General features: G+C 61.5%; 11 protein-coding genes. 2 read left to right on the top strand and 9 right to left on the bottom strand.

Features of this window, described 5'->3' with window-relative positions; genetic code table 11:
- The first annotated feature begins 142 nt into the window (after window positions 1-142).
- Window positions 143-1,681, top strand: coding sequence for a M10 family metallopeptidase C-terminal domain-containing protein (locus BMZ57_RS26565; protein WP_069673343.1), 1,539 nt, complete (start codon window positions 143-145; stop codon window positions 1,679-1,681).
- A gap of 9 nt (window positions 1,682-1,690) precedes the next feature.
- Here BMZ57_RS26565 and BMZ57_RS26570 read toward each other — a convergent pair whose 3' ends face one another.
- Entirely contained in the window at window positions 1,691-2,887 is a 1,197-nt protein-coding gene (locus BMZ57_RS26570; RefSeq protein ID WP_021492219.1) for an MFS transporter, read from the bottom strand.
- Window positions 2,888-3,063: 176 nt separating this feature from the next.
- Between BMZ57_RS26570 and BMZ57_RS26575 the strand changes: the two genes are divergently transcribed.
- On the top strand, window positions 3,064-3,678 hold the full coding sequence (locus BMZ57_RS26575) for a DUF5666 domain-containing protein (protein WP_021492218.1): 615 nt from the start codon (window positions 3,064-3,066) through the stop codon (window positions 3,676-3,678).
- A 129-nt stretch (window positions 3,679-3,807) separates the two neighbouring features.
- On the opposite strand, the gene BMZ57_RS26580 is transcribed toward BMZ57_RS26575, so the two are convergent.
- The 8 genes from BMZ57_RS26580 to gcl form a co-directional block, all read right to left on the bottom strand.
- The gene (locus tag BMZ57_RS26580) at window positions 3,808-4,812 is read right to left on the bottom strand and encodes a sulfate ABC transporter substrate-binding protein (RefSeq protein WP_010211770.1); all 1,005 of its coding nucleotides are present in this window, start codon (window positions 4,810-4,812) and stop codon (window positions 3,808-3,810) included.
- A gap of 105 nt (window positions 4,813-4,917) precedes the next feature.
- Window positions 4,918-5,742 carry an ion transporter gene (locus BMZ57_RS26585; protein ID WP_010211769.1) on the bottom strand — a complete coding sequence of 275 codons (825 nt, stop codon included), beginning with the start codon at window positions 5,740-5,742 and terminating at the stop codon, window positions 4,918-4,920.
- Between the two features lie 31 nt (window positions 5,743-5,773).
- Window positions 5,774-6,649, bottom strand: a complete 876-nt coding sequence (locus BMZ57_RS26590; protein ID WP_047543536.1) for an urea transporter — start codon at window positions 6,647-6,649, stop codon at window positions 5,774-5,776.
- A gap of 130 nt (window positions 6,650-6,779) precedes the next feature.
- Window positions 6,780-8,195, bottom strand: coding sequence for a pyruvate kinase (gene pyk / locus BMZ57_RS26595; RefSeq protein WP_016979579.1), 1,416 nt, complete (start codon window positions 8,193-8,195; stop codon window positions 6,780-6,782).
- The gene (locus tag BMZ57_RS26600; RefSeq protein WP_069673344.1) at window positions 8,185-9,465 is read right to left on the bottom strand and encodes a glycerate kinase type-2 family protein; all 1,281 of its coding nucleotides are present in this window, start codon (window positions 9,463-9,465) and stop codon (window positions 8,185-8,187) included. Before BMZ57_RS26600 ends, pyk begins: the two co-directional genes overlap by 11 nt.
- A 189-nt stretch (window positions 9,466-9,654) precedes the next feature.
- Window positions 9,655-10,545 (bottom strand): 2-hydroxy-3-oxopropionate reductase, encoded by an 891-nt coding sequence (locus tag BMZ57_RS26605; protein ID WP_069673345.1) that lies wholly within the window; start codon window positions 10,543-10,545, stop codon window positions 9,655-9,657.
- A 165-nt stretch (window positions 10,546-10,710) separates the two neighbouring features.
- Window positions 10,711-11,493, bottom strand: coding sequence for a hydroxypyruvate isomerase (gene hyi, locus BMZ57_RS26610; RefSeq protein WP_047543532.1), 783 nt, complete (start codon window positions 11,491-11,493; stop codon window positions 10,711-10,713).
- A 10-nt stretch (window positions 11,494-11,503) separates the two neighbouring features.
- Window positions 11,504-13,279, bottom strand: coding sequence for a glyoxylate carboligase (gcl, locus tag BMZ57_RS26615; RefSeq protein WP_038453017.1), 1,776 nt, complete (start codon window positions 13,277-13,279; stop codon window positions 11,504-11,506).
- Window positions 13,280-13,323: the final 44 nt, after the last annotated feature.

Consider the following 13,323-nt stretch of genomic DNA (forward strand, 5'->3'; position numbering starts at 1 on the left):
CCTGTTTCGAGGCGCGCAGGTGTTGCGGTTAGAACCAAATCCGCGTTGGTATCGGATTTTTCAGCGTGCGAATTTACCTCTGGAAGGGTTGGTCAACGATCGCTTGGCCGGCTCCCGTTATTGAAACCAAAGGTGTCGCACAATGAATAATTATGACCTGCGCAGTAGGAGCTCTCTGAATAGCGTGCCGGTAGCGGACTTCGGCCCGTTGGGTGTGGGGGCTGGGAGTAAACCGTCTTACACAACGGACCAGGCGGCTAATCAACTTACCCGGGAAAACCTGCGTTTTCATGACCGTAATGGTGATTCGAAAGTCGATGTGAATTACACGGTGGACAACAGCTTCACCCACCAGCAGCAGGGGCGCGTCCGCCAGGCAGTGCAGTCCTGGCAGGATGTCGCCAATATCAACTTTCGCGAGCAGGCGAGTGGGACGGACGGCACTCTCAACATTCGCAACAATCCAGGCGGTGATCGAGGGGTGGCCAGCTTTCCTGGCCGTTTCACTACCCAGACTTCAGCCACGATTGGCACGCGCAGAGAAAGCGGGGCACCGGCATTGGGCAGCCAATTTTCGGTAACGGCTATCCATGAGATCGGCCACGCCATTGGCCTGCAGCATCCAGGGAACTACAACGGGAACGGTTTTGATTACCTGAACAGCGCGGTCTACGTCGAGGATACCAAGGCGCGTACGGTGATGAGTTATTGGTCGGAAAAAAACCAGAAGGGACACGACTTCAAAGGGCAGAATCCGTCCGCGCCGATGATGGACGATATTGCAGCGGCACAACGCTTGTACGGGGCCAATCACCAAACCCGTAACACCAATACCACCTATGGCTTCAACTCCAATACTGAGCGCGAGGCGATGAGCCTCAAGAGCGCTGCTGACAAACCGGTTTTCTGTGTCTGGGACGGTGGTGGCGTCGACACGATGGACTTCTCCGGGTTCTCCCAGGATCAGAACATCAACCTGAAAGCCGAATCGTTTTCCGATGTGGGCGGGCTGAAGGGCAATGTGTCCATTGCCAAGGGCTGCATGATTGAAAACGCGATTGGCGGCTCTGGCCGGGACACTGTGTCGGGCAATGAGGCCGCGAATCGGCTCAAGGGCGGCGGAGGGGGCGACACCCTGAGAGGCGGTGGCGGCGCGGACACCTTTGTCTACGACAAGGCCAGCGACTCCACGCCGACTGACCCGGACATGATCCAGGATTTCACCAGCGGTACGGACAAGATCGATGTGTCGGGCGCCTTGAAGGGCGCTGGGCTGAGCGGCCTGGCCTTCACTGATCGGTTCACGGGGCGAGCCGGTGAAGCGGTGCTCAAGCATGACCCCGGCACAGGCCTTTCAAGCCTGGCCATTGACCTGAAGGGAACGGGCAACGCGGACCTATTGATCAAGAGCAAGGGCGCGATCAAGCCAACTGATGTGCAGTGGGGCGGTCAAGCGCCTGAGGTTCAGCCTGCACCTGCACCCGTGCCGACACCCACGCCGACACCGACACCGCCTCCGGTCCCAACACCCGCTCCCTCCCCGTTGCCGGATAAGGCACAGGAACACGCCGCCGGCTTGATTCAGATGTTCGCCACCACCCTGCTAGCATTTTTCTCGCAGTTGCTGAGCCGGCTGACATCGCCGTCCGGCCAAGCATCCGCGGAAAAAAACCAGTCTTGAACCGCTGCCTCAAGCAGTGGCGACTGTGGCCTGGCGTGAAGCACTGAGGAACCGCAGTAACGCAATCAGAGGGAATGCGCTGCCCACCAGCATCACGCCCAGCCAGCCGCCGTGTTCATACACGCTGCTGGCAATCGCCGAGCCGAAGGCGCCGCCAATAAAGATGCTGGTCATGTACAGCGCGTTCAGGCGGCTGCGGCTGTTGGCGTCGAGGGCGTAGATAGCGCGCTGGCCGAGCACCATATTCATCTGCACGCAGAAGTCCAGGACCACACCGGTCACGGCCAGGCCGATCACGCTGTACAACGGGTGTACAAAGGCCGGCAGGAAACTCAACGCCGCAAACAGCATGGCCAGCAACGAAGCGCGATGGGTATGCCCGGCATCGGCCAGGCGACCGGCGACGGGCGCCGCAATGGCGCCCAGCGCACCGACCAGTGCAAACAGCGCGATCTCGCTTTGGCTCAGGCCGTGGTTACGCGCCAGTTCCAGTGGGGCAGCGGTCCAGAACAGGCTGAAGGTGGCGAACATGCAACCCTGATAGAACGCCCGTTGGCGCAATACCGGTTGCTCACGCAGCAACGTGCCGAGGGAGCGCAGCAACTGGCCATAGGTGGCACTGTGGTCAGGCTGGCGCTTGGGGATGGTGATCAGCAACACCACGCTGATTAACGCCATCAACGCCGCAGCGGCCATGAACATTGCGCGCCAACCGAAGTGGTCCGCCACCACGCTGGACACGGGCCGAGCCAGCAGGATGCCCAACAACAGACCGCCCATGATGCTGCCGACCACGCGGCCTCGGGACTCGGCGGGTGCCAGGTGCGCGGCCAGCGGGATCAGGATCTGCACCGACACCGAGCTGAAGCCGATCAGCAGCGACACCAGCAGGAACAGGTTCGGTTGTTCGGTAAATGCCGCCCCCAACAGGCTGGCGATGGCCAGCACGGTGGTGGCGATCATCAGCTTGCGGTTTTCCAGCAGGTCACCCAGCGGTACCAGGAAAAACAGGCCCAGGGCGTAACCAATTTGTGTCAACGAGACGATCAGGCTGGCCATGGCGGGCGTCAGGCCGATGTCCGGCGCGATCAGCTCGATGATCGGTTGTGCATAGTAAATGTTGGCAACGATGGCGCCGCAGCAAAACGCGAACAGCATCACCATGCTCCGGGTCATGGTGGTTGTAGCGTGGGAGGTAGCGTTCATGGTGTTCTCATAAAAGCGAATGAAAGTGAGGCGAGCCTAAAGACAACACCGTAGACCGGGTAGGCCGCTTGCAGTGATAACACTCATGCCCAGTAATGATGAGTGAATCGTTAACTTTCGGCGCGAAGGGTGATGATACATTCAGGCACAACTGCCGAAACAGGAAATTGAAGGTCATGAAAATCACATTGAACAAGATGCTCCTGGCTTCCACGCTTGCCGCCGCCATGGCCGTGGGCCTGGCCCAGGCCGAGGATGTCCCGCGGGTGGGCGTACGCGGCGCCATCACGGCGATGGAGGGCGACGCGATGCACGTCAAGGTCAACAGCGGCGAGGACGTCATCGTGCACCTGACCCCAAGCACTCAGGTGCGCGCGGTCACCCTGGCCAAGATCGATGAGATCAAGCCGGGCAGCTACATTGGCTCCGCCGCCATGCCCAACGCCGATGGCAGCCTGACGGCGCTGGAAGTGCACGTGTTCCCACCGGCCATGGCCGGCACGGGCGACGGGCATCGCGCGTTTGACTTGAAGGAAGGCAGCAGCATGACCAACGGCACCGTCGGCGACCTGGTGGTCAGCAACGGGCGGACGTTGACGGTGAAATACAAAGGCGGCGAACAGAAGATCGTGGTGCCGGAGGATGTGCCGATCGTCAACCTGGAACCTGGCGATCGCAGCTTGCTCAAGCCAGGGGTGAAGGTGGTGATGTTTGCGGCGCAGGGGGCGGATGGGATCATCACTGCCCAGGCTATCTCAGCCGGCAAGGATGGCGTGACACCACCGATGTAAAGTCTGGCGCAGAACCCAATGTGGGAGCGGGCTTGCTCGCGAATGGGGAGTATCAGTCACTGAATCAGTTGGCTGATACACCGCATCCGCGAGCAAGCCCGCTCACACAGGTTTAGTGCGTTGCGTCAGTTATTGACCCGAGTAAACCTGATCAAACACCCCACCATCATTAAAGTGGGTCTTCTGCACCGTGCGCCAGTCACCAAAGGTCTTCTCTACCGACAGGAAGTCGACTTTCGGGAAGCGGTCAGTGTATTTGGCCAGCACTTTCGGGTCACGTGGACGCAGGTAGTTGTTCGCCGCGATTTCCTGACCTTCCGGCGACCACAGGTACTTCAGGTAGTCTTCGGCGGCCACGCGGGTGCCTTTCTTCTCGACCACCTTGTCGACCACCGACACCGGTGGCTCGGCTTCGGCGGAGACGCTTGGATAGACCACTTCGAACTGATCGCGACCGAATTCACGGGCGATCATTTCCGCCTCGTTCTCGAACGTCACCAGCACGTCGCCGATCTGGTTGGTCATGAAGGTGGTGGTGGCCGCACGGCCACCGGTATCCAGCACCGGTGCCTGTTTGAATAGCTTGCCGACAAAGGCCTTGGCCTTGTTTTCATCGCCGCCGTTCTTCAGCACATAGCCCCAGGCCGACAGGTAGGTGTAGCGGCCGTTACCCGAGGTTTTCGGGTTGGGCACGATCACCTGCACGCCGTCTTTCAACAGGTCCGGCCAGTCCTTCAGGGCTTTTGGGTTGCCTTTGCGCACGATGAAGACCGTGGCGGAAGTAAACGGCGCGCTGTTGTTCGGCAGGCGAGTGACCCAGTTGTCCGGCACCAGCTTGCCATTGTCGACCAGGGCGTTGATGTCGGTGGCCATGTTCATGGTGATCACGTCAGCCGGCAGGCCGTCGATCACCGAGCGCGCTTGTTTGCTGGAACCACCGAAGGACATCTGCAGGGTCAGCTTGTCGTTCGGGTGTTCGGCTTCCCAGTGCTTCTGGAAAGCGGCGTTGTAGTCCTTGTAGAAATCGCGCATTACGTCGTAGGAGACGTTGAGCAGTGTGACGGGTGCGGCCTGGACGGCGCCCGCCAGGGCAAGGCCGGCGGCCAGGAGAGAGGCGCTAACGAGTTTTTTCACTGCTCATTCCTTGTTGTTCGAGACGGTTGTCAATTGAGTAGGGGCAATTTGCCAGCGACTATAGCTGGCGCCGCATAGACGCTTAAAGATTAAAACGTACTTTGCTTATTCCACTTTATGGAAAAGGTTGCTCCCGCAGCGCGAGCAGAAGGCGGCATTTGGCTCATGGCTGTTCTTCTTGCACACCGGGCAGTCGGTTTGCAGCTGTTCGCCCCGCATTGCGCTCGCCAGTTCAGCGGTAAAAATCCCGGTGGGCACGGCGATGATCGAATAACCGGTGATCATCACCAGCGATGAAATCACCTGGCCCAACGGCGTCTTCGGCACAATGTCGCCAAAGCCCACGGTGGTCAGGGTCACGATGGCCCAGTAGATGCCCTTGGGGATGCTGGTAAAGCCGTGCTCCGGACCTTCAATCACGTACATCAAGGTGCCGAACACCGTGACCAGCGTGCACACGCTGACCAGGAACACCACGATCTTCTGCTTGCTGCCCCGCAACGCCGACATCAGGTAGTTGGCCTGCTTGAGGTAGGGGCTGAGCTTGAGCACGCGGAAGATCCGCAGCATTCGGATGATGCGGATGATCAGCAGGTACTGCGCATCGCTGTAATACAGCGCGAGGATGCCGGGCACGATGGCCAGCAAGTCCACCAGCCCATAAAAGCTGAAGGCATAGCGTAACGGCTTGGGCGAGCAATACAGGCGCAACCCGTATTCGATCAGGAAGATCAGCGTGAAGCCCCATTCGATATAGGCCAGCACATCGGCGTAGTTCTGGTGTATCTGGTCGATGCTGTCGAGCATCACGATCACCAGGCTGGCGAGGATGATCAGCAGCAAGATGCCGTCAAAGCGCCGCCCGGCGACCGTGTCACTTTGAAAAACCATGACGTAGAGCCGCTGGCGCCAGTCGTTATTGCTGTCCATAAATCCCGCCTGAAACGAATATCGAGCAAGCCTAGGGGGATTCGAAGGGCCTGTCCATGCGGGGTTTGCGCAGCACCCGAGCGCCAGCGCGCACCAGCCAACAGGCGAGGATGAACGGCGCGGTCAACGCAGGCAGATGCAGGGCGGCAAAGCCTGGGGTGAGGGTGATTGCCAGCAGGATGCCGAGCAGCGGCAGCCAGGGTTGGCGACGTATTTGGCTCAACGCCACGGCAGCCAGCGCCGGGTTGTAGCTGTGCAGGCCAAGGAGGGCAGTGGCGGGTTCGTCCAGCCACAGCGCGATCAGTACGCCGACACTGGCGCCGATCAACGCCCAGGTGGCCGCGCGGCGGTTGGCCAACCACAGGCCCAACGCAATCAAGGCGCCGGCCACAGGCTGGTCCAGCAGCATGATTTGGGCGAGCCCGGTAAAAGGCGCGGTGAAGATGGCCGAGGCGTCGGGTACGTTCAGGGCAAATGCACGCTCCGGCAGGGTGCCCAGCAGCAACCAACCCAGGCCGACAAACGGCGCGGTGTAGGCGGGCAAATCACTGGGCTGAGTGGCGCGTTTCAACCATTGCCGCGTCAGGATCGCACTCAAGCCACCGCACGCCAGGATCAGCGGCGGCAACACGGCTGACCAGGCGAAGTGCTGGCTGATCAACAACCCCAGCAACACGCCGTTGTAGCTGTACAGCCCTGCCTGGCGTTCGGCCTTGGGATAGGCCCGGCGCTGGGCCGTGAGCAACCCCGCCAGGCCTCCCAGCAGCGCGCCGCCAAGCAAGGTCGGCGCGCCGATCAGGATCGCCAGCAGGCACAGCAGGCCACACAGCGGCTGGCGCTGCAGGAAGATCTGGCTGAAGCCGTTAAGCAGGGCTTCGGCCCAGTCGGGACAGGTTGGGTTGTGCATTTGGGGTCATTCAATCAGGCCGAGTTGCCCTTATCGCAGGCAAGCCAGCTCCCACAGTTGACCGAGTTTTCATGTCGAACATCGATCAAATGTGGGAGCGGGCTTGCCCGCGATGAGGCCCTTACAGACGCTAAATCAACGTCTCGATACGCAATGAGTTCGTCGACCCCGGCTGCCCGAACGGCACCCCCGCCGTAATCACCAAGGTATCCCCACGCTCCGCCATCCCCTGCGCCTGGGCAATCTCCAGCGCCGTGGAACACACCTCGTCTACTTGGCGCAGCCTGTCATTGACCACCGAATGCACGCCCCACGCCACGCTCAACCGCCGCGCCGTGGACAGGTTCGGCGTGAGGTTGAGGATCGGCGCCACCGGCCGTTCCCGCGCCGCGCGCAGACTGGAACTGCCCGACTCGCTGTAGTTCACCAGCACTGCCACCGGCAGGATGCTGCTGATGCGGCGGATTGCGCAGCTGATGGCGTCCGATACGGTGGCATCCGCCTTCGGTCGGCTGACGTCGAGCTGAGCCTGGTAATCCGGGCCGTTCTCCACCTGGCGGATGATCTTGCTCATCATCTGCACGGCTTCCAGCGGGTATTCGCCGGATGCGGTTTCCGCCGACAGCATCACCGCGTCCGCGCCTTCGGCCACGGCGTTGGCGACATCGGTGACTTCGGCGCGGGTCGGAGCCGGTGAGAAGCGCATCGACTCCAGCATCTGGGTCGCCACCACCACCGGTTTGCCCAGTTGGCGGCAGGTACTGATGATGTCTTTCTGGATCTGCGGCACACTCTCGGCGGGCACTTCCACGCCCAGGTCGCCTCTGGCCACCATGATCGCGTCGCTCAGTTCGGCGATTTCCTGCAGGCGCTGCACGGCCGAGGGCTTCTCGATCTTGGCCATCAGGAAGGCCTTGTCGCCGATCAGCTCGCGGGCTTCGCGGATATCTTCCGGGCGCTGTACGAACGACAGTGCCACCCAGTCCACGCCCAGCTCCAGGCCGAAGCTCAAATCGCGCCGATCCTTGGCGGTCAATGGGCTGAGCTCCAGCAGGGCTTGTGGGACGTTCACGCCTTTGCGGTCAGACAATTCGCCGCCGTTCAGTACGGTGGTGTCGATGGCGTCGGCATGTTTGGTGATGACCCGCAGGCGCAGCTTGCCATCGTCCAGCAACAGGTCCATGCCGGGTTCCAGCGCCGCGATGATTTCCGGGTGGGGCAGGTTGACCCGACGCTGGTCGCCCGGTGTTTCGTCCAGGTCCAGGCGCAATGCCTGGCCACGCACCAGTTGCACCTTGCCCTCGGCAAAGCGCCCGACCCTCAGCTTCGGCCCTTGCAGGTCCATGAGGATACCCAGCGGGTAATTCAGCTGACGCTCGACCTGGCGAATCCACTGGTAGCGCTGGGCGTGGTCGGCGTGGTCGCCGTGGCTGAAATTGAGCCGGAAGATGTTCACGCCAGCTTCCACCAGCTCGCGGATGTCATCGATACCGTCGGTGGCCGGGCCCAGGGTGGCGAGGATTTTGACCTTCTTGTCAGGCGTCATGTTTGGCAGTCTCAAGGATCAGGATGGCGCGGAAGTCGTTGACGTTGGTGCGCGTGGGCTCGGTGATGATCAAACCGTCGAGGGCGGCGAAATAGCCGTAGCCGTTGTTGTTATCCAGCTCGTCGCTGGCCGACAGGCCGAGGGCTTCGGCGCGCGAATAACTGCACGGCGTCATGATGGCGCCGGCGTTGTCTTCCGAGCCGTCGATGCCGTCGGTGTCACCGGCCAGGGCGTACACGCCGGGCAGGCCCTTTAGGCTGTCGGTGAGGCTCAGCAGGAACTCTGCATTGCGTCCTCCACGACCATTGCCACGTACCGTCACGGTGGTTTCGCCGCCGGAGAGAATCACGCACGGCGCTGCCAGCGGCTGGCCGTGTTGCACGATCTGTCGGGCGATGCCGGCGTGCACTTTAGCCACGTCCCGCGCTTCGCCTTCCAGGTCGCCGAGGATTAATGGACTGAACCCGGCCTGGCGCACTTTTACGGCGACTGCCTCCAGGGATTGCTGGGGGCGGGCGATCAATTGGAAGTGGCTACGGGCGAGCACCGGGTCGCCGGGCTTGACGGTTTCCGAGGCGGGGTTTTGCAACCAGCTGCGCACCGAAGCGGGGGCGTCGATGTTGTAGCGCTTGAGGATCGCCAGGGCTTGTTGCGAGGTGCTGGGGTCTCCGACCGTCGGGCCGGAGGCGATCACCGTGGCCTGGTCGCCCGGCACATCGGAAATCGCGTAGGTGTATACAGTGGCCGGCCATGCCGCTTTCGCCAATCGACCGCCTTTGATGGCCGACAGGTGCTTGCGCACGCAATTCATCTCGCCAATGGTGGCACCGGATTTGAGCAGGGCTTTGTTGATGGCCTGTTTGTCGGCCAGGGTGATGCCCTCGGCGGGCAGCGCCAGCAGGGCAGAGCCACCGCCGGACAACAGGAAGATAACGCGGTCGTGCTCCGTCAGGTTGCTGATCAGTGCCAGCACGCGCTGGGCCACGGCCAGGCCGGCGGCATCGGGCACCGGGTGAGCGGCTTCGACGATTTCGATTTTCTGGCACGGCGCGCCGTGCCCGTAGCGGGTCACGACCAGGCCGGTGACTTCACCCTGCCAGAGGTTTTCCACGACCAGGGCCATGGCGGCGGCCGCTTTGCCAGCGCCGATCACGATCACACGACCGCTGCGGTCGGCGGGCAGGTAGGGTTCAAGGACTTGCCGGGGGTGGGCGGCGTCGATGGCTGTGGCAAACAGCTCGCGAAGCAGGTGTTGCGGATCGACCGACATAAGCGGGCTCCCGGGGATTCTTGTTATTAGAGGTGCATCACGTTTCGGATCGGAATGCGATCAAATGTGGGAGCGGGCTTGCTCGCGAATGCGGTCTGACATCCAACATCCATGCTGACTGATCGACCTCTTTCGCGAGCAAGCCCGCTCCCACACTCGACCGAATTTCAAAGGTGCGGTGAAGCGGGGTTATTTATCGCGAATCGAGAAATTCGCCATATGTTCCAGGCCCTTGATCAGCGCCGAGTGGTCCCAGTTAGCGCCGCCAATCGCGGTGCAGGTGCTGAAGACTTGCTGCGTACCGGCGGTGTTCGGCAGGTTGATCCCCAATTCCTTGGCACCGGCCAGGGCCAGGTTGAGGTCCTTCTGGTGCAGGTTGATACGAAAGCCCGGGTCGAAGGTGCCCTTGATCATGCGCTCGCCATGCACCTCAAGGATTTTCGACGAAGCGAACCCGCCCATCAGCGCTTCACGCACCTTGGCCGGGTCGGCGCCGTTCTTGGAGGCGAACAGCAGCGCTTCGGCCACCGCCTGGATATTCAGCGCCACGATGATCTGGTTGGCGACCTTGGCGGTCTGCCCATCACCATTGCCGCCCACCAGGGTGATGTTCTTGCCCATGGCCTGGAACAGCGGCAGGGCGCGTTCGAAGGTCTGCGGTTCGCCGCCGATCATGATGCTCAGGGTGCCGGCCTTGGCACCGACCTCACCGCCGGACACCGGTGCATCCAGGTACTGCGCGCCGGTTTCGTTGATCTTTGCTGCGAACGCCTTGGTGGCGGTGGGGGAGATCGAGCTCATGTCGATCACGACTTTGTTCGGCGACAGGCCCGCCGCGACGCCGTCTTTGCGGAACAGCACGTCGTCGACCTGCGGGGTGTCCGGCACCATCACGATGATGAACTCGGCCTCCTGCGCCACTTGCTGAGGGTTGGCCAAGGCCACGGCGCCCGCGTCGACCAGGGCCTGCGCAGCCTTGCCGTGGTGCTCGGAGAGGAACAGTTGGTGACCTGCTTTCTGCAGGTTGGCGGCCATGGGTTGACCCATGATGCCGGTGCCGATAAATCCGATTTTTGCCATGAGAAAAGCCTCTTGTTATTCGGTATGTAGCGACCTGTCAAACGCCGCAGGTCCAATGTGGGAGCGGGCTTGCTCGCGAAGGTATTTCATTCAACATTGGCGTCGACTGATGCACCGCTTTCGCGAGCAAGCCCGCTCCCACATTTGGGGTTTGTGTTGTGTCTGTTAGATCGCGTTGTGGGTTTTGAGCCAACCCAAACCGGCTTCGGTGGTGGTCAACGGCTTGTATTCACAGCCGACCCAACCCGTGTAGCCGATGCGGTCCAAATGTTCGAACAGGAAGCGGTAGTTGATCTCGCCGGTGCCCGGCTCGTTGCGCCCTGGGTTATCCGCCAGCTGGATGTGGTTGATCTCACCCAGGTGCGCGGACATGGTGCGGGCCAGATCGCCTTCCATGATTTGCATGTGGTAGATGTCGTATTGCAGGAACAGGTTGTCGCTGCCCACCTGTTCGCGAATCGACAGGGCTTGCGCCGTGTTGTTCAGATAGAAGCCTGGGATGTCACGGGTGTTGATCGCTTCCATCACCAGCTTGATGCCCACGGCTTGCAGTTTTTCGGCGGCGTACTTGAGGTTGGCGACGAAGGTCTTTTCCAGGATCTCGTCGTCAATGCCTTGTGGCCGGATGCCTGCCAGGCAGTTGATCTGGGTGTTGCCCAGCACTTGGGCGTAGGCGATCGCCAGCTTGACCCCGGCACGAAACTCCTCGACCCGGTCGGGGTGGCACGCCAGGCCGCGTTCGCCCTTGGCCCAGTCGCCGGCCGGCAGGTTGAACAGCACCTGGGTCAGGCCGTGGGCGTCAAGTTGCGCCTTGATTTCGGCAGAGCTGAATTCATAGGGGAACAGGTACTCGACACCTTCGAAGCCCGCATCGGCGGCCGCTTTGAAACGGGCAAGAAAGTCCTGTTCGGTAAACAGCATGGACAGGTTGGCGGCGAAACGCGGCATAAGGTTCTCCTTAATCGAGCAGGGAAATGGCAGTCGGCGCATCGTTGCCGACCAGTGCCAGATCTTCGAATTCGTTGACGGCGTTGATCTCGGTGCCCATGGAAATATTGGTGACGCGCTCCAGAATAATCTCAACGATCACTGGAACCTTGAATTCTTCGATCATCTCCTCGGCGCGACGCAGGGCCGGCGCGATCTGGCTTGGTTCGAATACGCGCAGGGCCTTGCAACCCAGGCCTTCGGCGACGGCGACGTGGTCTACACCATAGCCGTTGAGTTCCGGGGCGTTGAGATTGTCAAAGGACAGCTGCACGCAGTAGTCCATTTCAAACCCGCGCTGGGCCTGGCGGATCAGACCGAGGTAGGAGTTGTTCACCACCACGTGGATGTATGGCAGCTTGAACTGCGCGCCCACGGCCAGTTCTTCGATCATGAACTGGAAGTCATAGTCGCCCGACAGTGCCACCACCTTGCGGCTCGGGTCAGCCTTGACCACGCCGAGCGCGGCGGGAATGGTCCAACCCAACGGGCCGGCCTGGCCGCAGTTGATCCAATGCCGCGGCTTGTACACGTGCAGGAATTGCGCGCCGGCAATTTGCGATAAGCCGATGGTGCTGACGTAGCAGGTGTCTTTGCCGAACACCTGGTTCATTTCTTCGTAAACGCGCTGTGGCTTGACTGGCACGTTGTCGAAGTGAGTCTTGCGGTGCAGGGTGGCTTTGCGTTGCTGGCAGTCGTTCAGCCAGGCGCTGCGGTCCTTCAACTTGCCGGCGGCTTTCCACTCGCGGGCCACTTCAATGAACATCGTCAGGGCGGAGCCGGCGTCGGAGACGATGCCCAGGTCCGGGGTGAAAACGCGGCCGATCTGCGTCGGCTCGATGTCGACGTGAATGAACGTGCGACCCTCGGTGTACACCTCCACCGAGCCGGTGTGGCGGTTGGCCCAGCGGTTACCGATGCCCAGCACCACGTCCGACTTGAGCATCGTCGCGTTGCCATAACGGTGGGACGTCTGCAAACCGACCATGCCGACCATCTGTGGGTGATCGTCCGGAATGGTGCCCCAGCCCATCAGGGTCGGAATCACCGGGATGCCGGTCAGTTCAGCGAATTCAACCAGCAGCTCGCTGGCGTCGGCGTTGATCACGCCCCCACCGCTCACCAGCAGTGGGCGTTCAGCCTTGTCCAGCAGCGCCAGGGCTTTTTCCACCTGCACGCGGGTTGCCAGTGGCTTGGCCAGGGGCAGTGGCTGGTAGGCGTCGATGTCGAATTCGATCTCGGCCATCTGCACGTCGAACGGCAGGTCGATCAGCACGGGGCCCGGGCGGCCGGAGCGCATTTCGTAGAAGGCTTTCTGGAAGGCGTACGGCACTTGGCCGGGTTCGAGGACGGTGGTCGCCCACTTCGTCACCGGCTTGACGATGCTGGTGATGTCCACGGCCTGGAAGTCTTCCTTGTGCATGCGGGCGCGGGGTGCCTGGCCGGTAATGCACAGGATCGGGATTGAGTCGGCCGAGGCGCTGTACAGGCCGGTGACCATGTCAGTGCCCGCCGGGCCCGAGGTGCCGATGCACACGCCGATATTGCCGGCCTTGGTGCGGGTGTAACCCTCGGCCATGTGGGAGGCGCCTTCAACGTGGCGAGCAAGGACGTGATCGATGCCACCCACCTTCTGCAAGGCCGAATACAGCGGGTTGATCGCGGCGCCCGGGATGCCGAAGGCGGTGTCCACACCTTCGCGGCGCATCACCAGGACAGCGGCTTCGATTGCTCTCATTTTGCTCATGATTTTGGTGCCTCTTGCGTTTTGTAATTGTATACAAGTGGTGT

This window comes from Pseudomonas simiae (assembly GCF_900111895.1).
In the GTDB taxonomy this organism is placed as follows: Bacteria; Pseudomonadota; Gammaproteobacteria; order Pseudomonadales; family Pseudomonadaceae; genus Aquipseudomonas; species Aquipseudomonas simiae.

Bases quoted from the DNA above. Each gene is read 5' to 3' on its own strand.
- BMZ57_RS26565 (WP_069673343.1), top strand. From the start codon at position 143: ATGAATAATTATGACCTGCGCAGTAGGAGCTCTCTGAATAGCGTGCCG.
- BMZ57_RS26570 (WP_021492219.1), bottom strand. From the start codon at position 2,887: ATGAACGCTACCTCCCACGCTACAACCACCATGACCCGGAGCATGGTG.
- BMZ57_RS26575 (WP_021492218.1), top strand. From the start codon at position 3,064: ATGAAAATCACATTGAACAAGATGCTCCTGGCTTCCACGCTTGCCGCC.
- BMZ57_RS26585 (WP_010211769.1), bottom strand. From the start codon at position 5,742: ATGGACAGCAATAACGACTGGCGCCAGCGGCTCTACGTCATGGTTTTT.
- BMZ57_RS26590 (WP_047543536.1), bottom strand. From the start codon at position 6,649: ATGCACAACCCAACCTGTCCCGACTGGGCCGAAGCCCTGCTTAACGGC.
- pyk (WP_016979579.1), bottom strand. From the start codon at position 8,195: ATGACGCCTGACAAGAAGGTCAAAATCCTCGCCACCCTGGGCCCGGCC.
- BMZ57_RS26600 (WP_069673344.1), bottom strand. From the start codon at position 9,465: ATGTCGGTCGATCCGCAACACCTGCTTCGCGAGCTGTTTGCCACAGCC.
- BMZ57_RS26605 (WP_069673345.1), bottom strand. From the start codon at position 10,545: ATGGCAAAAATCGGATTTATCGGCACCGGCATCATGGGTCAACCCATG.
- hyi (WP_047543532.1), bottom strand. From the start codon at position 11,493: ATGCCGCGTTTCGCCGCCAACCTGTCCATGCTGTTTACCGAACAGGAC.
- gcl (WP_038453017.1), bottom strand. From the start codon at position 13,279: ATGAGCAAAATGAGAGCAATCGAAGCCGCTGTCCTGGTGATGCGCCGC.